Annotated in this window: 15 protein-coding genes; 14 read left to right on the forward strand and 1 reads right to left on the reverse strand. The window is 68.1% G+C overall.

Annotated elements, in window-relative coordinates:
• Positions 1–747: 747 nt before the first annotated feature.
• The 9 genes from ACFU5M_RS22020 to ACFU5M_RS22060 all read left to right on the forward strand — a co-directional run bounded on the left by ACFU5M_RS22020 (position 748) and on the right by ACFU5M_RS22060 (position 10863).
• A complete protein-coding gene (locus tag ACFU5M_RS22020) occupies positions 748–1275 on the forward strand; it encodes a hypothetical protein (protein ID WP_379052134.1) in 528 nt (175 codons plus the stop codon).
• Between the two features lie 11 nt (positions 1276–1286).
• Positions 1287–2933, forward strand: a complete 1647-nt coding sequence (locus tag ACFU5M_RS22025) for a hypothetical protein (RefSeq protein ID WP_379052137.1) — start codon at positions 1287–1289, stop codon at positions 2931–2933.
• Positions 2934–2978: 45 nt separating this feature from the next.
• Positions 2979–4445, forward strand: coding sequence for a PPE domain-containing protein (locus ACFU5M_RS22030; RefSeq protein WP_379052139.1), 1467 nt, complete (start codon positions 2979–2981; stop codon positions 4443–4445).
• A gap of 22 nt (positions 4446–4467) precedes the next feature.
• Positions 4468–4806, forward strand: coding sequence for a YbaB/EbfC family nucleoid-associated protein (locus tag ACFU5M_RS22035; protein ID WP_379052142.1), 339 nt, complete (start codon positions 4468–4470; stop codon positions 4804–4806).
• Positions 4803–5528, forward strand: coding sequence for a hypothetical protein (locus ACFU5M_RS22040; protein WP_379052144.1), 726 nt, complete (start codon positions 4803–4805; stop codon positions 5526–5528). Before ACFU5M_RS22035 ends, ACFU5M_RS22040 begins: the two co-directional genes overlap by 4 nt.
• Entirely contained in the window at positions 5525–5896 is a 372-nt protein-coding gene (locus ACFU5M_RS22045; RefSeq protein ID WP_379052147.1) for a hypothetical protein, read from the forward strand. Before ACFU5M_RS22040 ends, ACFU5M_RS22045 begins: the two co-directional genes overlap by 4 nt.
• Positions 5897–5932: 36 nt before the next feature.
• The gene (locus ACFU5M_RS22050) at positions 5933–6253 is read left to right on the forward strand and encodes a hypothetical protein (protein ID WP_379052150.1); all 321 of its coding nucleotides are present in this window, start codon (positions 5933–5935) and stop codon (positions 6251–6253) included.
• Between the two features lie 7 nt (positions 6254–6260).
• On the forward strand, positions 6261–8795 hold the full coding sequence (locus ACFU5M_RS22055) for a hypothetical protein (protein ID WP_379052152.1): 2535 nt from the start codon (positions 6261–6263) through the stop codon (positions 8793–8795).
• 145 nt (positions 8796–8940) lie between these two features.
• A complete protein-coding gene (locus ACFU5M_RS22060; RefSeq protein ID WP_379052153.1) occupies positions 8941–10863 on the forward strand; it encodes a type VII secretion target in 1923 nt (640 codons plus the stop codon).
• 454 nt (positions 10864–11317) lie between these two features.
• On the opposite strand, the gene ACFU5M_RS22065 is transcribed toward ACFU5M_RS22060, so the two are convergent.
• Entirely contained in the window at positions 11318–12478 is a 1161-nt protein-coding gene (locus ACFU5M_RS22065; RefSeq protein WP_379052155.1) for a hypothetical protein, read from the reverse strand.
• 144 nt (positions 12479–12622) lie between these two features.
• On the opposite strand from ACFU5M_RS22065, the gene ACFU5M_RS22070 reads away from it, so the two are divergent.
• The 5 genes from ACFU5M_RS22070 (at position 12623) to eccCa (ending at position 23213) form a co-directional block, all read left to right on the forward strand.
• Positions 12623–13570, forward strand: a complete 948-nt coding sequence (locus ACFU5M_RS22070; RefSeq protein ID WP_379052158.1) for a C40 family peptidase — start codon at positions 12623–12625, stop codon at positions 13568–13570.
• Positions 13571–13597: 27 nt separating this feature from the next.
• Positions 13598–15256 carry a hypothetical protein gene (locus ACFU5M_RS22075; RefSeq protein ID WP_379052160.1) on the forward strand — a complete coding sequence of 553 codons (1659 nt, stop codon included), beginning with the start codon at positions 13598–13600 and terminating at the stop codon, positions 15254–15256.
• 528 nt (positions 15257–15784) lie between these two features.
• Positions 15785–17545 (forward strand): type VII secretion AAA-ATPase EccA, encoded by a 1761-nt coding sequence (eccA, locus tag ACFU5M_RS22080; RefSeq protein WP_379052163.1) that lies wholly within the window; start codon positions 15785–15787, stop codon positions 17543–17545.
• Positions 17546–17652: 107 nt separating this feature from the next.
• Entirely contained in the window at positions 17653–19206 is a 1554-nt protein-coding gene (gene eccB / locus ACFU5M_RS22085) for a type VII secretion protein EccB (protein WP_379052166.1), read from the forward strand.
• Positions 19206–23213: a type VII secretion protein EccCa gene (gene eccCa, locus ACFU5M_RS22090; protein ID WP_379052169.1), complete on the forward strand. Its 4008-nt coding sequence runs from the start codon at positions 19206–19208 to the stop codon at positions 23211–23213. The genes eccB and eccCa overlap by 1 nt, the downstream gene beginning before the upstream one ends.
• The last annotated feature ends 195 nt before the right edge of the window (positions 23214–23408 follow it).

Genomic DNA, 23408 nt, shown 5'->3' on the forward strand with positions numbered 1-23408 from the left:
CCACCACACCACCCGGCACACCCTCACCCGGCACCACCTGACCAGGCACAGACTGACCAGGCACACCCGACGCCTGAGCCGGCACACCCGACGAATTCGCCTGACCCGGACCGGGTGTACCCGGTGACACGGACTGGCCCGGCTGGCCGGCGCCGCTGGACGGTCCGGGTGCCGCAGTGCCCGGCGGACCTGGCGTACCCGGTTGTCCCGGCACAGCCGTACCGGGGCGTGATCGTTGCTGATCCAGCCGATTCGACCATGGCGTCACCGGACCGGTCGGCGAATTCTCCTCCGATCCGGGCTCTTTCGGATCCTCCTCGACTCCGACGGGCCAGATTTCAGCAGAGGTCATGACTTTTCCCCGGTTGTCGCTGCCAACGGCAGGTGGAGGATGCCCGAGCGGTACGGTCGAGCAGCGGGAGGCAGAGGTTCATCCAACCCTTCCTCATAGGTCCCTGTGAACTGATTGGCCGCCTGGACAATTCGCGCATGTCAGTGTAAATGGATCGGGACCGCCCTCCCGGGTTCTGCCAGCACCGCGCTTCCCGCTGGCGGGAAGGCTCGACAATGAAAGTGTCGAAAGTAGGTCTCACTCATGGTCGGTCGCCGCATGCGCTGCTCCGCTCGACGATGAGGCGTTTGATCGAGAGGCGGACCTGGCCGTGATACACGAACTCCGCGTGGCCTCGACCGGATGTGCCGGTCGTCGCAGCAAGCGCTCACTCTCGACAGTGGGTCGGTGATCTCATGCCATTCGGGGTTTCTTGGGGAGACATCGGCAACTTCGCGGTAACCAGCGGTGCCGGCTTGGTCGGAGGCGCGCTCGGCTCGTTTCTCGGGCCGGTCGGGACGGCGGCCGGCGCTGCGCTGTTCTCCGGGATGGCTGAAGCGATCTGGACCGGGACGGTAGAAGACGGCAGCTTCGGCGAATCGCTCACCGCGGGTCTTCAGACCGGACTCACCGGCGCCTTGCTGGGCGGCGCCGCCGGTGGCGCGGCGAGAGGTCTTTTCGCGACGGCACCGCAATTGTTCGGCCGGACGATGACGAACGCCGGGGGACGCGCGCTCGCGGGCGCGATGCGACCGACTGTTGCCACGACCAGAGGCTGGTCCGGACGGGCGGCCAGAGGTTGGTTGCTCGGCGCCGCGGGTGGCACTGGGCTCGCGAGCCTGGCCAACGGAGCGACGCCGAAGCCGTCGACCGGGCAGTCGGGGTATCTCGACGTGCTCCCGACGAAGATTCTCAATGACTCCACGAAGTTCAGCAAGGCCTGAGGAGCCGCTCTGTGGAGACACCGCATGACATGCTGATGCCGGATCGGGATCTGATCAAGACCGGTAACTACAATCCTGCATGGGTCCACTCGCCGTTCACGGAAGAGCGGTTCAGGGATTTTTGGCACTTCTTCAAGGATAGTTATGCCACGTGCGGCAAAGAGAACCGGCCCGATCCTCCGGATCCGCCGAAGGTGGCACAGGTCGCCCCGTCGGGTTCTGTCGGGAGTTTCACGAACTACGCAGATGTGGCGGTGAAATTGAACAGAGCGTACAGCGATGTCAACGACACCCTCGATGTGCTGGTGAAGAAGTGGGTGGAAGATTCCGCCAAGTGGTCCGATGCAGGGCAAAAAGCGATCAATCAAGTGATCGACGACAAAGTCATCCCCATGGCGCCTGTTCCGCCGGTCGACGGGATAAAGATCGATGACCATCATTGGATCTGGATTACCGCGGCCTGCAACAGCGCGAACGACGAACTCGAGAAGGTCGCCAACGGCCAGGGCGGTGTAGCGGGCAATATCAATGATGAAACCGCGAAAATCAAAGACTTGGAAAAGCAGATAAAGGCTTTGGAGGCGGCGTCGAAGAACCCGGCGGCGACTCCGCCGACCGTGGATCCCACGAACTGGCCGACGACTGGTTCCACCGACCAGACGACCCCGCCGACCATAGACACCGGTGACCTTCCCACCGGTCTGGACGGCCTCGACAACCCTGGCAGTGACAGCCTGACGCCGGCCGGCCTGGATGGCACCGGCCTCGATGGCACCGACGGCACCGACCTCAACGGCCAGACGCCCAGCAGCCTCGACCCCACGGGGACCAGCACGCCGGGCGTGACGACACCCACCACCCCGAGCGTGCCGCCGACGGCCGCCGCGTCGCCGATGGGTTCCGGCATGGACATGATGAGTTCCATGCTGCCGATGATGATGCAGCAGGCGATGATGCGGAACATGGCCGACCAGGACTTGAACAGTCGTCGTGCGGAGCTGGATCCGGATCGCTTCGACGACGAACTCGCCCAGGTCACCCCGCCGCCGGTCGCGCCGCCGGTCACTGCCCAGCCTGCGGTCGTGCAGCCGTCTACGACGGCTCCGGCAGCGCAGCACAGCGGGGCGCCCCCCGGCACAACGTCTTCCACGCAGCCCACGGTGGCGCCGGGCCGTACGCCGGGCGCGGACGGCAGCGTGGAATACACCTTCCCCGACGGGCGTACGCAAAAGGTCTCCGCGATGGTCGCCCAAGCCCTGGACGCGGCGTTCGGCAACCGCAGCGGCACCGACGCGCAGAAGGCGTACGAGAAGACGTCGGCGAAGTGGTCGGACAAGAAGCAGATCGGCACTTCGGTCGATCCTTTCCAGCTGATGACCGGAGACGTCGCCGTGTGGGAGAAGCGCACTGCGATCCTTGTGGTGTTCCCCTCCGACGATGGCGCGGGCACGCTGGAGGCCATCGTCGACGGCGAGCTGAAGCCGTGCAACCCACCGGAAATGACCGATAAGACGGGAGAATTCGGTAGCTTCTCCGGGTTCGTACACCCGAAGGGTATCGAGGTGACCGCGCCCGCGGACGGGGCCGTACCCCCGTCGACGCCGGGCTCGGCCGATCAGTCCGCGACCGCGGCAATGCCGGTTGTCGCGGCGGGCTGATCGCGCGAGTATTGCGGCAGCGGCAGATGAGGAAAGGAGGTCGCGATGGCGCTGAATGTGGATCCGCAGGAACTCGTCGCTGCGGCGTCGAAACTCGCCGCGATAGCGCGCGACACGGGGGCGTCGATTCCCGGTGGATGGGTCGTGCCCGCGGGGGCTGACCCGATTTCGGCCGCCGCTGTGCCTCAGCTCAACGCACAGGCCGCGTCGTTGTTCAACGGCATGGCCGGTGTTCTCACCGATATCCAGCGCACCGCCTACAACATCGGTGCGGCCGCCGCCGATTACACCGCGGCCGACGACCGCGGCGCCCGGACGATCAACGGCAGTGGCGGTGAGCTGCTCGCCAATCCGGTCGGCGAAGTTCAGGAGATCGGTCAGCGGCGCCCGCCCGCGCTGAGGTTCCCTGTCGCGGGCGGCGCGGTCGACCCGTTGACCTTCGCTCAGCAGTTGCATTCGGGTCCCGGGCCCGGTGCGGCGAAGGGATTCGCGGACGCGCTGCGCAAGTTCGCCGGGGGCCCCCATCTGGCGGCCATCGAGGGAGTGAACTCGGCGGCGAAGTCGATGCAGCACTGGGAACCTGTCGGCGCTGCGGCGGCGACGGAACTCGGTCAGCGCCGCGGGTGGCTCGATCAGCTCGGCACCGGTCTCGGGATGCTGGCCGACGGAATCGACACCTACAGCGACGCATTCCGGACCGCGAAAGCCAAACACCCGACGCCTGCGGAGATCATCGCCGCGCGCAAGGAGCTCATCACGGCGATGCGCTCCAAGAACGAACTCGGCATTCAGGCCGCTTTGGCGAAATTCAACGAACAGAATGCTCGTTCGGCGGAGACGATCACCGGCTACTCCACCGAGGTCGGTTCGAAGGTCGGAGCGAGTGAAGGCGCCAGTGAGAGTGCGGGAAAGGGAGAGGGCAGCGGCGACTCCAGCGCGTTGACCCAGATGCTGCCCGCCCTGATGAGTGCGATGGCCTCGGCCGGAATGCCGCTGAGCCAGCTCGGTCAATCGAGTGCGTCGGACGTCTACGACGACTACGGCCTCGACGAGTACGGTTACGACGATCTCGGGATTCCGAGCGGGCTCGGCACGGGCAGCCCGAGCGGGATGCCCGCAGGCAGCCCCGGCCTCGGTATTCCGGATCTCGAGGCGGAAACCATCGCGGCGAGCGCCCTGCCGGTGGCCGCGGCAGCCACTCTGGGGTCGGGCATGCCGCGCGCGTCGGTCATCGAACCTCTCGGTACCTCGTCGGCCGCCAACGCTGCTGCCGCGCGCGGTGGTTCGCCGATGATGCCGTACATGCCGATGGCGCCGGGCATGGGCAATTCAGGCGGGAACAACGACCGCAACCGGGTCGTGGCGTGGCATCCCGACCGCTTGATGTACGTGGACGACACACCGCACACCGAAGCGGTGATCGGCGAACGGCCGACCATAGCCCCGACGGTGACTCCGCCGACGCCCACACCGAGCAACCAGAACCCTTCCCAACCCGGAGGTAACGCATGAGTGAGCACAACGAGGTGGAGTCGTGAGTGCCATCCACCCGGACGTGCAGGCGGCCTTGGACGCCGCCCGGGATCTGCGGCACCGGATCGCCGAGATGCGGGAGAAGATCGACAACATTCGGGCCCGCAGGCCGTCGCCGAGCGGCGCGGTCATCCCGGAGGTCGACGCGATGGGCAGGCTGACCGATCTCTACCTCGCCCCGGGGACCGCCGCGCGCCTCACCAGCCCGGAACTGGTCGCCGAGATCATGTCCGCCGTTCGGGAGAGCACCGCCGACGCCGCGCGGCAGTACCAGAGCGTCATGGAGACCCCCGTCGAGGGAACCGAGCCGGTCGCCACTGCTTCGGGGCAGTCCGGATGACCGAGCCGGCCTCTGATGTCACCGTCGCGGACACGGTGCGGTGGCTGCACGACGAGGGGCTGGTCCGGCTGGCCGGAGTGGCGGACGGCATCTCGGAGACGATCGTCGCCTACACGATCGATGTCGCCACCGGAACCGTCTCCGCGCATCCCGCCACCGGCGGCGGGGTCGGCGCGGATGTGGTGTCCCTGGCCGCCGACGACCTGCCGTACCCCGTTGGCACCGCCCGGCGTCTGGTGATCGCCGGTGTCACGACCACGGACGCGGTCCTGGTGGTCGACTTGGCGGCGACTTTGACGCTCGCGATCAACGCCGACCACCCCGAGCAGACGGCCCGGTCCTGGGTGCTGCAACTGCTGTTGAATCCGGAGATCACCATCACCACCAACAGCGCCGATGTCGCGATCGGCAGCAGTGCCCGGCTGCGGCAGAGCTTCATTCCGGGCGGCGGCGCGACCCTGGTCAACGTCGACGACACCCGTCCGCCGGTGACGGCGGTGACGTTGAACCCGGCTACCGAAGGTCCCGACCATCTCGACGTGGACCCGGACGGCACCGGTGAGCTGTATCTCGGCGCCAGGTTCTGGCAGTTGCGCCGAGTCATGCGCATCGAGGACGCCGCCTGGTCCGCGCTGGCGGCGCGCCTGGAGTCGGTGACCGACGATACCGACTACCTGATCAACCCCCGACCCGGCGAACGATTCTCGGAGACCAGCCGATGACCGACATGCACCCGATCCACGTAGACGACTACGACTTCGATGACGACCAGCCGGAAGCCGCCCAACCGGATTGGCGGAACAGGACCTACGAGGTGTTCAACCCCGATCACACCGTCGGCGTGGGATGCGACCGGGACGGCGAGATCATCGGCCTGTACATCACCGATGACGCCCGCGACAACGGCGACGAGTGGTTGGCGTCCCAGATCGTGAAGCTCGCGCGGCTGGCGCACGCGAAATCGCGCGTGGGGCTACGGGCCGAGATGGAGCACAAGGGCACCCGTTCCTACACGATCGACTCGTTCGATCTTCCGACCGAGGCGTCGTATCGCGCCATGGAGGAATCCGAGTTCCGACGCGACACCTGAGTGCCGACCGCCGCCACGGCGAGACAGGACAGCGACATGACCGACGCATTCGATACCGACGACCCGCACGAGGTGGTCGCCGCCGCGCACAAGTTCCGGACCGCGATCGCCACGGTCGGCGGCCAAGCCGGGCAGATCAGTGGTGGTTTCGTCGCGCCACGGCGACCCGAATCGGAGATCGATCGGCGACTGGTGGCGCACACACAGTGGATCAAGACGACGTTCGAGCGCGCCGTACGGGCCAACGGCCGCCGGGTGGACGCGACGACACAGGTCACCGCCCAGGTGTCCCACACCCACGCCGACGCCGATCACGCCGGCGCCGCTGCGGTGCGTCGCCGCACCGGATCCGTCTGACTGGCTGATGGAACCGGAGCGCGACAGTCCGTACTGGGACGCCATCGTCGGCGACAACTGGCCTGCGATCTCACCGGGGGACTGGAGTGCGCTGGAACGGCTCGCGCGAGACGGCGCGGGGGCGTTGGACTTGCTCGACGCCGAGAGCAAACGCCGCGGCTTCGACGAACATGCCCGCTCCAGCGCCGGTCTGGAACCGATCAAGCAAGACATGCTGCGCCAGCGGATGAATCCGCAGGCGTTCGCCGACGCGCTCGAGGCCGCGGCGGACACCTTCCGGGATTTTTCCGACCTGGTGTATCGGACCCGCAACAAGATCTTGGACATCGTCGAGGAGACCACCTCGCGGATCAACGCGACCAAACGCGCGGCCGCGGCGGAGGACGACGAATCCGATGCCCAGGCCATCCGTAACCGGATCCCCGGCATGGTCGCCGCCGCGAGGGACGACGTGGAGGATGTCGTGCGCGCCGCGCTCGGTTCGATCAATCCGCAGGGCCTGCCCAGTTTGGGCTTGATCGCCGACGCGCTGGGGCAACCGGGGCCTTGGGGGCCGGGCCACCACAGCGCGAACGACCACAGCGGCGACGCCCGTCATCAGCACCGGCCCGCGACGGATCACTCCGGCAATCCACGGCACGACGGACCACCGCGGACGAACCGGCCGAAGGACGATTTCCCGATCGCGGTGTTCCCGCAGGATGCCGACGACCGACCATGGACCGCCGATCCGGTCGACCCGCTGTTGCCCGGTGACGATCTGGAGGAGCGACCTGGTCCTCCTGCTACGGAGGACATCTCCGGTCCGCGGTCGACCGGCCCGGTGTCGGACCAGTACACCCCTGATGGACCGACGGCTGTCCCGGTGAATACTGTGCCCGGCGGTGCCCCGGACGACGGACCGGGTATGCCCGCCGCGGGTGCTCCGCCGCGCGGGCAGGTCACGGACACCGAGCATATGGCTCCGGACCGGGATGGACCGGTGGGCATCGATGCTCATGACGCGGCGGGTTCGGATCCGCGGGATTCGCGCGAAAGGGATCCGGACGTCTCGGCCGAGGGAGCCGAGCCCGCGACCACCGACCGCTCCACCACCGTTTCGGCGGCGGAATCGCACGACACGGCCGCGTCCGAGCAGTTCACCGGTGCTTCGGCGTCGGTGGCCGACCCCACCACGTCGGTGCCACCGCCCATGATCCTTCCTCCAGCAGTCGCGGCGCCTGCTTCCACCGCACCGTTCGCACCGGCTGCCTCGGCCGCTCCCGCTGGACCGGCGGTCTCCGCCCCAGCGGCACAGGCGGGCTCGGTCCCGCCGCAAGTGCAGGCGAAGCAGACCGCGCCTCCGCCAGGCGAATCGCGCGGACCGGTCGCCACCCCCAAGGTCACCGCGACGAGCGCGGGACCGCCTCCGGGTGCGGGCGGCGCGGCCAAGGCTCAGCCGCCGGAGCGGACCGAACAGCGCGCGGACGCGGGTAAGGACGATGCGGACGACGGCGACGAGTCGATGCGCACTGTGGTCGGCGCCGCCATGACATCGGCGGCCGCCCCGGCATTCGTTCTGGGCGAGCGAGTGGAGGGCGACCTGGTGCTGGCCCGCACGCTGTTGAGCGGCGTTCTCGCCGCGGGTGGCGACGCCGTCCTCGGGCTCGGCTGGGCGGTTTCGGTGATGCGTCATCCGAGCGGGATCAGCGCGTTCGTCACCTCGAACGAGGGCCGTGGCTGGATACCGGCCGGGTTGTATCTGCCGCGTGAGATGTCCACGCCGTGGGTGTGGGAGGTGGCCGAGAGTGCGTGGGAGGGTGTCGCCGATCCCGCGCGCGTGCTGGCGGAGTTCGGGATCGCCTGGGGACGTAAGTCCGGTGCTCGGCTGACTGCCGTCGTCTCCTCGGCGGAAGTCGACGCCGATCTGCGACGGCAACTGGGTGATGTGCCGATCGAAGGTTCGGTGGCCGCCTCGTCGGCGATGGACTTCAGCGCGCCGAGGCCGAGCCTGGCCGACCGCCTCGAACTGGTCGGGGCCCCGGAGCTGGTGCGGCGCGCGGCTACCGCACCGGAGTCGGAGATCGGAGTGCGATGCTGGGAGTTGGCCTCGGACGCGCATGTGCGCGTGCACAAGGCCGGTCTGGGTTCCCCGGCCGCGCTGGGAGCGCCCGCGGCACGCGAGCGGATCCTCGGCGCGCTGCGGCAGCGCCGTGAGGTACCCCAGGAGTGGTGGGAGGAGCTCCGGGATGCCGACGACCTGCTCACCGCGACCATGCTGCCGCGCCGCGCCGATGTGTCCAGAGTGGCGCTGGGTGAGCTACGCGCCGACCCGGCCGACGGCCGGCCCGCATCGGAGACGAATGCGCTGCGTGCCATGGTCTTCGAGCGGCGTTGTGACGAACTCGTGCTGCTGCTCGCGGAGGCGGCGACTCGGCAGAGCCTGCGTGACGCGGTGTACGCGCACGCGCAGATCGTCGGTCATCCGGGTTTCATCGCACCGGCTCCCGCCCCCGCCGCGCCCGCTCGGCGACCGACCATCACCGCGGGGCCGGGCCGCTGAGCGGAAGCCGAACGCCGCGGTCGAGGAACGGGATTCCGGACAGAACTGTGGAAGAACTGCGCACCGGGCAACCGCACCGCACTCCCCATCTCTGGGAAGAATCGACAATAAGGGGGACGTGTGGTGGGAAAGGATCTGATCGAGCATGCCGAACAGCATGGAAATCGACCCTGCGGTTTTGCGTCAGCTGGCCGACCAACACGACCGGGTCGCGCGTGACACCAGGGAATGGGCCAAACCGCCCACTGAGTGGCTCGCGAGTTTCCTGCCCACCTACGGCAAGATCGCCTATCCGGTATACGAAGCGCTGGAGCGGTATTACGACGCGCGGCAGCGTGCGGGCGAGGCGCTGGCCGGCGAACACGATCGCACCGCCGACTCGTTGCGCGCGTCCGCGGACGCCTACGAGCAATCCGACGAGGATTTCGCCAGCCACATCCGCCAAGTAGGCGGGGTAACCGATCAGCCGTCCCCGACGGGGCCCGTCGGAACCTCGACCGATCCGTTCGGTTCGACCCCCCCGACCACTCCGTCGGTCTCCGCACCCGGTGATGGTCCGGCGACGGCCGATCCCACGGCTCAGCCCGTTTCTACCGGGCCCGCCTCCGCCGGCCCCGACGGCGCGCAGGACAACCCGCTCGGTACTTCGCCGGGTGGACCCAACGGGACGTCGCCGACGGGGACGGGTATGCCCGGCGCGACCGGCACGCCGGCCGATTCGGCAGGCACCAACGGCACCGGCACGCCGAACGCGGCCGGCACGCCACCGGGTGGGCCGTCGAGCACCGGCGTGACGGCGCCGACGGCAGGGGGCATGCCTCCGACCGGCGTCGGCCCGCTCAACGGAAGCCCGGACGACCGAGGCGCTACGCAGCCCCCCACCGGCGCGACGGGCCGATCGGACCTGCCGCCCATGCCGATGCCGGTCGCGAGTCCGTTCGCCGCCGCCGTCGCCTCGGCGAAGGACAAGGAGGCCGAACCCGCGTACGTGGTGGGCAGCCAGGTGAACGACGACCTGGTCCTGGCCAGGACGCTGCTCGGCAGTGTGCTCGCCGCCGTGGATTCCCCGGTCGGGATGGCCTGGGCTGTCGCGGTGATGCGGGGGCCGGGGGGAACGGGCGTCTTCATCACGTCGAACGAAGGCCGTGGTTGGCTGCCCGCCGGGCTGTTCCTGCCTCGTGAGGTCTCCACCCCGTGGAACTGGGACGAGTTGCTCGCCGCCGATGACGGCGCCGGATCACCGTGGGAGGGCGTCACCGATCCGGCCCGGGTGTTGGCGGAATTCGGTCTGGCCTGGGGCGCGAAGGCGAACGCGAACTTGTCGGCCCTCGTCTCCTCCGGACCGATCGACCCCGGCTTGCGCTCCCGATTCGGTGACGCGGCGATGGAAGGACTCGTCGGCCCGTCCTACGACGTCGACCTCCGCGAGTTCACCCCGGATACGGCCGACCGGCTCGGCCTGACCGGTTCGATCGCGGGCCTGGAACATGTCTCGGCGGTGCCCGACGCGCAGGTGGTGTCGCGCTGTGTGGAACTGGCCGTGGATGCCCACGGGCAGGTCGGGCGCTCCGGAGCGGTCCCAGCCGAAGCCGTCACGTCGCGCCGGGTCCGGGAACGAATTCTCGCCGACCTGCAAGCCGGCAGGCCGGTGTCGCGCGAACTGTGGGAAGAACTGCGCGACGCCGACGATCTGCTGGCGGCCTCGATGCTGGGGCAGCGGGTCGACGTGGGCCGAGTGGAAGTCGGGCAGCTGCGGCTGGACGCCGGAGCTGCCCCGTTGCGCAACATGGTCTTCGAGCGGCGCTGCAACGAGCTGGTACTGCTGCTGGCGAACGAGCCGAGCAGGCAGACGCTGCGTGACGCCGTCTACGCCCACGAACAGATCGCGCTGCATCCTCAATTCGTCGCGACACCGGCGCCCGTGTCCACCGCCGTGCAGCCCGAGCGCGTCGCCCGGCCCGCCACGGTTCCTTCGGTCACCGCTCCGGAGGTCGCCGGAGGGCCGCCGCCCACTGTCGTGGCCGCGCCCTCGACACCGCCGCCGGTGGCGCCTCCGGAGAAATCGTGAAAATCGCACAGCGATAGAGGGATTCGGCGATATTCGGGTTGCGGTGGGCCTTCGTGCGACCGCTGCCCGGAAGCCGGGTTTCCCCCTGGGACAGGACTGTGTGAGCGTTGGCCCGGCCGGTACAGCCGTATGACGGGTGCGGGCACGCGCCCGTGATGCGCTGCGCCGCACGCTCGCCGACGGCTGCGCCATCCGATCGAAGGAATCCGACGGCAGAGCCGGCGGCGAGTGGATCAGTCGGACCGGACCGATGCATCGGCCTGCTCACAGTGCCCGGGGCCATGCAGACACCGATCGCCGTCGCAAGGCTCGAACCGGATCATCCGCGAGACCGGTTTACGGCCTCGGCCGCTGGACGCGCACGGTAGCAACGTACGCAGTGCGCCGCCTTCGCCGCGGAACAGGCGAGACGAGCACACCGAGCGCGCCCTGACCCGATAGCCGATCGAGCGGGTTACACCTCGATGACGGGACTGGCTTCCGGTTCCTGTTCGTCGTCACCGGCCGCCGCGTCCTGCGTGGGCGCCCCGCCCGGCTGGTCGGACGCGGCCCGGTCCCTGGTCCGCCGAACGGGAATCACGCCGGGTGCCGTAGTCGTCGCCGGAGCAGCGTTCTGGTCGTCGGCCGGCGCGGTATTCGCTGCCGGGGCGGCGGTGACGCCGCCGGGCTCCGCGGTGGCCGGTTGTGCAGCCGGCGGTTGCGCTCCCGGATCGCCCTGCGGCGCAGCGGCCGCGGGCGCGGCCTGGTTCCCGGGTGGCGGTGCCTGACCCGGCTGTCCCGGAGCACCGTTGTTCTGGTTCTCCTCGGCCTTCTTCGCCTTGTCCTCTTCGGCCTTCTGCATCATCTCGGGTATCTGGGAGATGAGTGGCATAGCCGCCATCGGCAGCATCGCGAGCATCGGCAACAGCGACGACAGTCCTCCGTCACCACCACCTCCGCCACCACCGCTGCTGCCGCCGGACGCGCCGCCTCCGCTGTTCTGACCGCCGCCGTTCGAGTTGCCCTTTCCCTTGCCGTTGGCCATGTCCTCGTTGAGGTCGGCGATCGCGGTGACCTTGTCGTAGACCGCCTCTACCGCGGCGGCGACCGCCTTGAGCAAGGGAAGCTCCTGAGCGGGCTTGAGTTTGGCGCTGCCCGCGGCCTTCAGCTTCGTGTTCAGGTCGGTCACGATGGTTTTGATGGACCGCAAGGCCTGCACCTGTTCGGCGGCGACCGTGACGGAGGTCTTGACCACCTGATCGTCCATCTGCAGCAATTTCAGCTGCCTGGCCTCGACCTTGTCGACGGTCTTGCGGTATTCGTCGTCCGCCTCGCCTTTGCCGAGCGTTTCGTAGACCGCGGGCTTGAGCAGGTCGTCGACTTTCGGTGGGGGAGTAGTCATGCCACGGCCGAGCAGGTCCACGGCGGTCTGAATGGCGGTGTCGGCCAATGCGATGAAGGCGCGCAGCCCTTCCGACGCACCGGGCGGACAGTGCAGATCGACCAGCCAGAAGTGTTTGGCCTCGGAGGCGTAGCTCGCCAAGGGGGCGGATGCCGACACCGCCGCCTTTTTGGCTTCGGTATTCGTCGTCGTCGTCACCATGCCGCCGCCACCGCCTCTCAGAAGTCTCCCCATTGTCTCCGCTTCCCGATTCTGGGAAGTGGTTCATAGTTCGATTACCCACCCATGAATGGGAATACGACCGAATCGGTCCGGGCGACACAATAACTGCAAAGAGTGTGAGAGGCGGTCGGTGATGAGCGATGGCGAGTCGGTCGAATGGCACCGGCACTGACGAACGACCTGGACGGAGTGCTCGGCTCGCTGCTCGCACTGTACGGCGACGGCCAGCCCGCCGGACAGGCAGCGAGTGTGACCCAAGCGCTCGCCGCCGACCTGCGTGCCACGTCCGGGGCGGTGGCGCTGCGGTACGGCGAGGCGCAGGGTATGCAGCTCTCGGTCGCGGAATCGCATGCGGGCAAGGACAGCATCGTGAGCAAAGCCGTCGGTGACTCCGGTGACGGAACGGTCAACGGCCGCGGCCGCCTGACCAACCACATCGCGGACTTCCAGAGCCGGATGCAAGCGATCGCCACGGTGAGCGATACCCGCTTCAGCGGTCCCGCGCTGCTCGATGCCGCGCAGGCCACCATCTCCAATGCCACCAAACAGGTCGATGCCGATGTCGCCGCCGCACGGCAGCAGGCCGCGCAGATCATGCCACCCGCGACCCCACCGACCCGGCAAACCAGGCACGGCACCGCACCGCGCAGGCGGCGACGGACACGCTCCAGGTCCCGGTCCGCTTCCCGGCTGCGCCGCAACAGCATGGTGCGCTCGGACGGGACCACGGGCAGCAACGCGGTGATGGCCGCCAGCAACTGGCTCGGCACACCCTATGTCTGGGGCGGGGGCGGGGCGGGTGGACCGAGCGGCGGCGGATTCGACTGCTCGGGTCTCACGCAGTACGCGATCGCCCAGGCCAGCCACGGCGAGGTGGTGCTGCCCCGCACGACATACGAGCAGATCTACAGCGGGGTCCGGGTGCATCCCGAGGACGTGCGTCCCGGTGACCTGGTGTTCCCCGCCGGATCGTTCAGCACGCGCGGGCCCGAGCACGTGCAGCTGGCCGCAGGCAACGGCATGGTCATCGAGGCGCCGTACACCGGGTCGACGGTGAAGTGGTCGCGTATGCCGAGCGAAGCCGTCGTCGTGCGAGTGCTGTGAGCCGGTGACCGGGGAGAAGAGCGCAGCGTGGCCATAGACATCCCCAGCGAGGTCGCGCTCTTCCTCAACATCTGCGGCGTCCCTTACCCGGACATCAACGAGGATGACGTGCGCGCCCTCGCCGAGCATGTGCGCACCTTCGCGGCACAGGTGCAGGACACCCACGACTCGGCGACCGGCGTGATAGACCAAATGGGCGCGTTCTACTCGGGGGAGTCCTACCAGCAGCTCGTCGCCACGTGGGCGACCATGAGTTCGACCCACATGCGGCAACTCGGCAGCGCGTGCGAGGTCGTGGGGCAGGCGCTCGAGGTGGCGGCGACGGTGATCACCGCGGTGAAGGTCGCCGTGCTGGCCGAACTCGCCGCCTTGGCCGTGGCCTACGCCTCGATCATGGTCACGCCGCCGCTCGCTCCGTCCGCGCCGCTGGTCGTCGCCGCGGCACGCCGACTGTGCGAGCAGATGTCGCAGTACTTGATCGGCTACATCATCGCCGAAGTCATCGGTAAGGCGATCGAACCGCTCGAGCAGGCGATCGACGACATGGTCAAAGGGATCGTCTACGACGCCACCCGTGACGCGCTCGACATCCCGTCGTCGGGCAAGCCTCCGCCGCTGCGCATCGACCCCGACGCGGTGCAGCACTTCGCGAAAGTGCTCGACGATCACGCCGACGACATCATGCGGCACGCGGCGACATTCGCGGAGAACGTCTCGACACTCGACTTCACGACATCGACGCCGTTCGACGACGTCGCGGATCCCTCCGCGACGGACGGCGGCTCTCCCCGCGGACCTGCTGCGGCAGCGGAGGATTTCTTTCTCCGGCGCGGCGAACAGTTCGAGCGCTTCGGCCCGGCGGCCCCGGCGGGGACGACCGATGTCGACCGACACGGCACCGGCGACGCGCGCGTACCCGTCGCGATGCGCGACAGCGCGAACGCGGCCGGTACCGGGGAACGCGCGGCCGATCGAAGCGGATTCGAAGACGGCGCGGGCGCGCCGGGCCGGACCGCCGACCGGTCGGCCTCGCACGCTGGGGCGGAACTTCGTGGTCCGGCGCCGGACCACGCGAAGGTGTCGCAGGCCTCCGGTGTCGCGCCGAACGGCGCGGACCTGAGCGTGGCGGACCGGCCGACGGGACTCGAGCGCCCACGCGCGATGTCCGCGCACGCCGCAACGGTGGCCGCCGGCGACACGGTGTCCGAGGTTGCGGCGCGGCAGGCGTTCGACGCCGAGTTTCACCGTGCCGGTGGAATCTCCGGCGCGGCCGCACCCGCCGGTGATGCGCCCGCCGTCGACGGGCCCGCGGCAGACCATCCCGTCATGGGCGGTTCGCTGGGCGTTGCGCCGCTTGCCCAGCAGAACGCCGGCGCGGCGGCCACTCCTTGGGGACGTGCCGGGCCGCAACCGGGCAGGTCCGATCCCGCGCCGAGATCCGAACGTCCGGCGAAGGTTCCGCCGAAAGTACGCCGGCCCGCGGTTACTCCGTGGACCAAGACCCGCCGTACCCGGGACGTTCCCGCCGTGGTGCACGCACCGTCCACGCGGCCGCCACTGCGTTTGCTTCCGGACGCGAAGTCCGAAGCGAACGGCGCGGATGGCGCCGGTCTCGCGAACCCCGCGCCCTCGCGGGTGACGGCTCCGGCGTCCGATCGCGTGGACCCGCCCCCGGCGCGCGCCTGACCGAAAGCACCCATGACACAAGAAAACCCATTCCCAAGCGCGGGAACGGGTTGCTGAATTCGATGGGGCGGCGGTGGTAAACGTAGACACACTGTGCTGCCGCCCTGGGTGTCCTGTCCCCGCAACGGCCGGTGGCCTGCCGGTGCCACCGGCCGTTGCTTTGGGTTCAGATCGTCGGGATGAGGGACCGGCGATCTGTGTTCAGACATTACCCTGTTCTGTCGGAACGTTCAATAGTGTGCACTTAAATAGCGGCAAGAATTTTTCGAAATGCCTGTGACCTGCTGCGCGGCGGCTGGGGGACCGGATCGCGGCTGGCCAGCCGCCGCCGAAGGGGTCGTCTGCAGGCGGATGATTGCCGACCCCGCGGTAAACATACCGTTAACTGACGGCACGTTCAAAATTGGCATGTCTTGGGCACCCGGACGATGCCATCAAACTTCCCAGCAATGGGAAGTGGCCGAGTCCGGGCCGTTACCGCCGGAATCTATCGTTCGAGCAGGCTAGATCGGCGGAAGGGAAGTCCGAGTGTCAGCGGCCGAGGACGCGTTCTACACGGGTGTTCAGAATCTTGGGTTGGTCGCCGGTGGCGTGCGCAACGAGCAGCACGCGGCGGCGGCGTTTCGAGCCGCCACCGATCTCGACCCGGACATGTGTGATGCCTGGCTGGGGCGCGCCATGGCGGGGGAGGTCACCTCGGAGGTGATCTACGGCGCCTACCGCTCGGTGCACAACCTCTACCGCGACCAGCAGCGAGCGGGTCTGGTCGATCGCGCGCTGTGGTGCCAGGTCGAGATCGGCATGTACGGCCTGCGCGTCGCGATGGCCGACCGCGACCAGATCGCCATCGCGCAGGCGTGCTCGTATGCCGAAGGCGGTGAATGGCAGGAAGCCGCCGCGATCCTCGACGAGGTCCCCCGCGACGACGTCTCCGACTTCGTGCGCATGTCGCTGTATTTCCGGACCAGGCAATGGCCGGAGGTGCTCGCCCTGCGCACCGCGCGACCGTCGCTGGAGGACGGCCTGCTGGACATCGCCGCCGAGCTGATGACCGCCCAATCGCTGGCGCACCTTGGCCGCTTCGGCGAGGCCATGCCGCGCGCGCAGCGGATCGTGGAGGACAGCTCCTCCGGCAATCTGTCCTATATCTGGGCCGACGCGCACTTCCTGCTCGGCATGCTGATGCGGCACAACGGTGATCACGACGCCGCCGACAAGGTCCTCAAGGGTCTGCAGGGTTCGGCCCTGTGGCCCGAGCGCGAGGAATGGCAGCGCGCGGTGCGGGACAAGTCGTACCGATTCGAGGTCGCCACAGCGGAACTCATCGCGTCCCGGACCAACAGGTGGGACCCGAAGACGGGGGATGATCCGCGCGAGGCGGCGGCCAGCGCGGCGCGTGCGGAGCGGGAGAGCCTCCTCACGGAGGCGTCGGATCTGCTGCAGGCGCAGATCGGCATGGATTCGGTGAAGGAGCAGGTCGACCGGCTCAAGTCCGGCGTGCTGATGGATCAGGTCCGTGCCAAGCGCGGGCTCGCCGTGGATTCGAAGTCGCAGCACCTGATCTTCTCCGGTCCGCCCGGTACGGGCAAGACGACCATCGCCCGCGTGATCGCCAAGATCTTCGCCGGCCTGGGTGTCGTGGAGAACGCCGATGTGATCGAGGTGTCCCGCAACGACATGGTCGGCACCCACCTGGGCCACACGGCGCCCAAGACCAACGCGCTGATCGACTCGGCGCTCGGCGGTGTGCTGTTCATCGACGAGGCGTACACGCTGATCCAAGAAGGTCTTTCCGGCGGCGACGCGTTCGGCAAGGAGGCGGTCGACACGCTGCTGGCCCGGATGGAGAACGATCGCGACAAGCTCGTCGTGATCATCGCCGGATACGAGGACCAGATCGATCGGTTCCTGGCGTCCAACGACGGCCTCGCCTCCCGTTTCACCAAGCGCATCCGTTTCGCCAGCTACGGGGCCGATGAGCTGGTGCAGATCGCCGACCACATCGCGCGGAACAAGGACTCGATCCTGTCCGAGCAGGCACGTGAGGTGTTGCGGCTGCGGTGCGAGGAGCTGGCGGGACAGACCAAGAACGGTCGGCGCCTGATCGATCTGGCCGGTAACGGCCGTTTCGTGCGCAACGTGGTCGAGGCCGCCGAAGCCGAGCGCGACTACCGCTTCACCAGGGAGAACGCCGATATCGCCGCGATGACCGACGAGGAGCTCATGACGATCGACGCGTTCGACGTCACCGCGGCGCTGGAGGGTTTGGCGCCGAGCACGCGGGTGTGAGGCGTCCGCTGATCCGATATTCCCACTATTGGGAATAGGGGTCGTATTCACGCCGTGACCGCTGGTTACGGTGTGGTTTGGCAGGGCGGCGGAAGGAACGATAACCGGTGGCGCGCTTCCGGGTTGTGACCAAACACCAGATCTCCGGCTGGCGTTTTCTGCTGCGCCGGATCGAGCACGCGCTGGTCCGTCGAGACGCGTCGATGATCGATGATCCACAGCGCGGTCGCTCGACCGCCCTGTCCATCGGCATCGCGCTCGCATGCGTGATCATCGCGGGCGCCGCGGTGCTGGCGTTCTTCAAACCCGCGAAGAAAGTCGGGGACTCGAAGATCGTGGCGGAGAAGGACACCGGGGCGTTGTTCGTGCGCCTGAACAACCGGTTGTTCCCCGCGCTGAATCTGACGTCGGCCCGGCTGATCGTCGGTTCTCCCGACAAGCCGGTGCAGGTCTCCCGGGACGAATTGTCGAAATATCCGCGCGGGCCCTGGGTCGGTATTCCCGGTGCACCGGGCAGCATCGTCGACACCGACGAGAAGGATTCGTCGTGGACGGTGTGCGACACGGCGCGAACCGGTGCAGCCGCACCGGTCAACCCCGCGACCGGTTTGCCGACCTTGAGTCGTTCCGCGGTGCGGACCACGGCGATAGGCGGTCCGTTGACCGTGGACGGCGACGCCAACCGCCCGCTGGGTGACGGCGAGGCTCGTCTGCTGCGCGACGACACCACAACCTGGTTGGTGTACGGCGATGGCGAGAAGGGTGTGGTGCGCGCCGCGATCGACCTCGCGAGCACCGCGGTGGCCATGGCGCTCGGCATCGATTCGACCGCTCCGGTGATGGCGGCGTCCAGGGGCTTGGTCAACGCCATCCCGGAGGCTCCTCCGTTGCGGGTGCCCGACGTGCCGGGCAAGGGCGAGTCGATCACGCTGAACAACGGATTCACCACGCCGGTCGGGTCGGTACTCACCGTGTCGACGCCGGATCAGGGAGCTTCGTACTACCTCGTCTCCCAGTCGGGGCTGGTACGGATCAGCACCGTGTTGGCGGCGATGGTGCGTAACGCGGACTCCCAGGGCTCGGTGTCCACCCGCGCGGTAGGACCCGACGTGATCGCGGCGAATCTGCGCCCCGGACAGTGGCCGGGCACCGCGTCCTACCCGGTCCGGCCGATTCGCCTGGTCGACCCCGAACGGGTCGGCGTGACCTGCTTGCACTGGGCGCGCACCGGCAACGATCCGAACGCGACGATGCGACTGTTGGTGGGCAGGCAATTGCCGCTCACCAAAGAAGAGCAGGGTCGCGCGGTGGACCTGGTGACCTCCGCCGCCTCGCGCGGCACCACCGCCGACGCGGCATACCTGCCGAGAGACACCGGCCGTTTCGTGCAGGTGACCGGCGCCGAAGCGGGATCTCCGCTGCGGGAATCGCTGTATTGGGTCTCCGACAGCGGCGTCCGCTACGGCATCATCGCCGATCCGAGCAGCAGCGGCGGTACCGATCCCACCCTGACCGCCCTCGCGCTGCGGGCTCCGGTCCCCGCGCCGTGGAGCATCATCTCGCTGTTCGCGGTCGGACCCGCTCTGTCCCAGAAGGAAGCTCGCATTCAACACGACGGAATTCCGAACAACAAGATCGTCGCCGGGCTCGGTGGTTCGTAGTGACCAGCACTCGCCGATTCGTCCGGCCCGCCCGGATCGTGCGCGGTCCGAAAGCCCCCGCCGTGACCGAGTTGCGGCTGCAACCGCCGACCGAGCTGCCCAGGCCGGTTCCCGCATCGCGGATCCGGATGATCATGCCCGTGGTCATGGTGGCGGCCATGGGCGGAATGATGGTCATGATGTTCCGCGGCGGCGGAGCCATGAACCCGATGATGCTGATGTTCCCGGCCATGATGCTGGTGTCGATGTTCGGCATGATGGGCGGCGCGCTCGGGGGCAACTCCGGCGGCGGCGCGGCGAGTCTCAACGAGGAACGCAAGGACTACCTGCGCAGCCTCACCGACAACCGCAAGACAGTGCACGCGGCGGAGGCGGAACTGTATGCCTTCCTGCGCTACACCCATCCCGGCCCCGATGAGATCGCCCGGCTGATCGGCGGCAAGCGGATGTGGGAGGTGCAGGTCGCGAGCCCGCAATTCCTGCGGGTGCGAGTCGGTCGTGGGCGTATCGCCAACCAGGTGCGCGTCATCGTTCCCGAAGCCGCGCCCACCTCCGATCTGGACCCGGTCGGCGTCGTCGAACTGACCCGTTTCGCCAAGGCGTACTCCACCGTCGGCGGCATGCCCGTCGCGATCAATCTGCTGTCTGCGCCGCAAGTCGGCATCGACGGTGACCCGCATGTGGTGGCCGGCTTGATCCGCGCGATGATCGCCGAGGTCGCGGTGCTACACGGTCCGGATCAGGTGGCGGTCGCGGCGGTGCTGTCGGAACCGGACGCACCGGAATGGTCCTGGTTGAAATGGCTGCCGCACACCCAGCATCCCAGCGAGACCGACGCCATCGGCTCCAGCCGGATGATCTACCGCACCGTCGCGGAGCTGCGCACCAAGGTGCTCGCGGGGCTCAATCGCGGTCCGTTCTCGGCGAATTCGCAGCCCACGCTGGATCGAACGCACTACCTGCTGATCGTCGACGTCGCCGGGCCCGCGAGCGACCGTGACATCTCCGGCATCGATGGGTGCACGTGGCTGCGGCTGGGGTTCTCGGAGCAGAATCTCCCGCGCGCCCTGCGCTTCGCAGTCACCGAGGATCAGTCGCTGAACGAGGTGTCCCCGCGCGGGTTGCGGCGCGTCGGGGTCGCCGATTCGCTGTCCGTGGCGGCGATGACGTCGATGGCGCGCAGCCTCTCGCCGTACCGGTTGTCGACCGTGGTGGAGGCGGTGGCCGCCGAACAAGCCAGCGGCGGCACGTCCTGGGAGGAGATGGTCGGCATCGCCGACCCCGGCGCCATCCGCGTCGAGCAAGCGTGGATCCGGCGCCGCGACGAGGACCGGGCACGCTTGAACATTCCGTTCGGTCACGATCCGGCCGGCGGTCTCGTCTATCTCGATATCAAGGAATCGGCCGAAGAAGGTATGGGCCCGCACGGCATGTGCATCGGCGCGACCGGATCCGGCAAGTCCGAATTCCTTCGCACCTTGGTGCTTTCGGCGGTGGCGACGCACTCCCCGGATGTCTTGAACCTCCTGCTCGTCGACTTCAAAGGTGGCGCGACCTTCCTCGGATTCGACCGCCTGTCGCACGTGACGGCTGTGGTGACGAACATGGAGGAAGAAGCCGATCTCGTCACCCGTATGGAAGACGTCATCAACGGCGAAATGGCGCGACGGCAACGCATTCTGCGTGACGCGGGCAATTTCGCCAGCGTCGCCGACTACGAGCGGGCCAGGGAGCAGGGTGCGGATCTGCGGCCGCTGCCCACGCTGTTGATCATCCTCGACGAATTCGCCGAGTTGCTCGAGCAGTACCCGAACTTCTCGAAACTCTTCGTGGCCATCGGCCGCTTGGGTCGATCACTGCGCATCCACCTGCTGCTCGCGTCGCAGAAAGTGCCGGCCAACCGGATGGGTGAGCTGGAAGCGCACCTTTCCTATCGAATCGCGCTGCGCACCAACCAGACCAGCGACTCACGCGACGCGATCGGCACCGCGGACGCCTACCACCTGCCGAAGAAGCCGGGTTCGGGATATCTCCGTGTCGGCTCCGGTGACCTCCAGCGGTTTCAGGCCGCGTACGTGGGCGAGAAGTACTCGCCCCCCGCGCAGGTGTCGGCGGCATCCGCGCAGCGCGCGCGACGGCCCGGTGGCGGATACCGGCCGCCGCAGCGCTTCACCGCCGGTCATATCATCGACACCCGCCCCGCGGTGATCGAACCGGTGGTCGTCCACGAGACGCCTGAGAATGCCGACGGTGAGTCGATCACGATCATGGAAGCGGTATTGCAGCAGCTGGCCCGGCACGGCAACCCCGCTCATAAGATGTGGCTCCCCCCGCTGATCACCCCGCCCACGCTGGAGCGGATGATCCGCGCGGTGCCCCAAGGGGCGTTGCAGATGCCGTTGGCGCTGGTGGACAAGCCGCGTCAGCAGCGTCAGGACGTCTGGTCGGTCGACATGTCCGGCGGCGGCGGGCATATGGCCATCGTCGGTGGCACGCAGTCCGGCAAATCGACGGCGCTGCAATCGTTCATCCTCTCCGCGGCGCTGACCCACACCCCGGAGCAGGTGCAGTTCTACTGCCTGGACTTCTCCGGCGGCGGGTTGTCGTCGTTGGCGAACCTGCCGCACGTGGGATCGGTCGCCGCGGCCAGGGACGGCGACCGCATCCGGCGCACGATCGCGTTGGTGACGAACCTGCTCGAGAGCAGGCAGTCGCTGTTCGCCGAGTTCGGTATCGACACCATCCGGAAGTTCCGCACGGTGCGTGACGGGCCGGGTGCGGCGCCCTGGCTCGACCGTGATCCCTACGGCGATGTTTTCCTGGTCATCGACGGATGGGACGTCGGGTTCGGTACGAACGGCCCGTACTACGACGAGTACACCCCGGTGATGGAATCCCTCGCCCTGCAGGGTTTGAACTACGGCATCCACTTGGTGGTGAGCAGCTCGCGCTGGATCGCCATCCGCCCCGCGATCAAGGACCTGATGCAGACTCGGATCGAGATGCGTCTGGGTGACCTGGCCGACACGACCTTCAATGTCCACCGAGCCGTTGTCGCGGCGATCCCCGCCAATCGGCCCGGGCGCTGCATCTCGACCGACGGCCTGCACATGCTCACCGCGCTACCGCGCATCGACGGGGTAGGGGAGGCGGACTCGGCCACAGAGGGCCTCGCCGCCGCGGCCGCCGAGGTCTCCCAACGCTATCCCGGCCGGCGTGCGCCGCAGGTCAAACTGCTTCCGCCCCAGGTGGGCATGGACGAAGTGCGCATGGGCTGGCCGGCGCCGCAGACGCTCGCGCAGCGTCTGGCTGTGCCGTTCGGTCTCCGGGAATCCGATCTGCGACCCGCGACAATCGATTTCAACGTGTCGACGCACTTCATCGTGCTCGGCTCGACCGGGTCCGGGAAGTCCACCACCTTGGCCGCGCTGTTGGAGTCCATCCGGCGCCAGTTCGACCCCTCGCAGGCGCGGGTGCTGCTGATCGACTATCGGCGTCGGCATCTGGAGACGGTGCCGCAGGAAATGCTCATCGGGCACGTGACCAACGAACGTGACGTGCGCGATGCGCTCCCGGCGCTGGTGGAGAAGATGCGTTCGCGGCGCCCACCCGAGAACGTGACCCCTCGGCAGCTCGCGGAGCGGTCGTGGTGGACCGGGCCCGAGGTCTTCGTCGTGATCGACGACTATCACATGATCGCGCAGCGTGGCGCGCTGAACCCACTGGAGCCCTTGAAGGAAATCATCGTCGACGGTCGCGACACCGGCTTGCACGTCATCGCTGCACGCAACATCGCCCAGGCGGATACGGCACTGTACGACAACGTGATCGGCCAGATGAAGAACCTCAATTCGGCGGGCCTGATCATGGACGGCTCGAAGCTCGACGGTGTGCTGATCGGCGACGTACGAGCTACCAAACAACCGCCCGGCCGGGGAATCTTGGTGGAGCCCATGAACTCTCGCCGAGATCTCGTCCAGACGGCCTGGGTGCCCCAGCAGATCTGACTTCGTCGTCCGTCCCAAGGTTGGGAATAAATTACCGTTTTCCTTAGCAGCCGCTCGATCCGAGCTGGTAGTCGCGCTCGATTGGAGTCTCACCATGGCACTCCCGGATCTCGGCACCGCGCCGCCGGAGATGTGTCGGCACAGGTCTGCCGGTGCGACGCCATCGCGTCTGAGGCGGACGCCACCGGAACGACG

Source organism: Nocardia sp. NPDC057455, from assembly GCF_042802775.1.
Classification (GTDB): domain Bacteria; phylum Actinomycetota; class Actinomycetes; order Mycobacteriales; family Mycobacteriaceae; genus Nocardia.

Excerpts from the sequence above, each read along its gene's own strand:
- ACFU5M_RS22020 (WP_379052134.1), top strand. The coding sequence starts at position 748 with ATGCCATTCGGGGTTTCTTGGGGAGACATCGGCAACTTCGCGGTAACC.
- ACFU5M_RS22030 (WP_379052139.1), top strand. The coding sequence starts at position 2,979 with ATGGCGCTGAATGTGGATCCGCAGGAACTCGTCGCTGCGGCGTCGAAA.
- ACFU5M_RS22040 (WP_379052144.1), top strand. The coding sequence starts at position 4,803 with ATGACCGAGCCGGCCTCTGATGTCACCGTCGCGGACACGGTGCGGTGG.
- ACFU5M_RS22045 (WP_379052147.1), top strand. The coding sequence starts at position 5,525 with ATGACCGACATGCACCCGATCCACGTAGACGACTACGACTTCGATGAC.
- ACFU5M_RS22050 (WP_379052150.1), top strand. The coding sequence starts at position 5,933 with ATGACCGACGCATTCGATACCGACGACCCGCACGAGGTGGTCGCCGCC.
- ACFU5M_RS22055 (WP_379052152.1), top strand. The coding sequence starts at position 6,261 with ATGGAACCGGAGCGCGACAGTCCGTACTGGGACGCCATCGTCGGCGAC.
- ACFU5M_RS22060 (WP_379052153.1), top strand. The coding sequence starts at position 8,941 with ATGCCGAACAGCATGGAAATCGACCCTGCGGTTTTGCGTCAGCTGGCC.
- ACFU5M_RS22065 (WP_379052155.1), bottom strand. The coding sequence starts at position 12,478 with ATGGGGAGACTTCTGAGAGGCGGTGGCGGCGGCATGGTGACGACGACG.
- ACFU5M_RS22070 (WP_379052158.1), top strand. The coding sequence starts at position 12,623 with ATGGCACCGGCACTGACGAACGACCTGGACGGAGTGCTCGGCTCGCTG.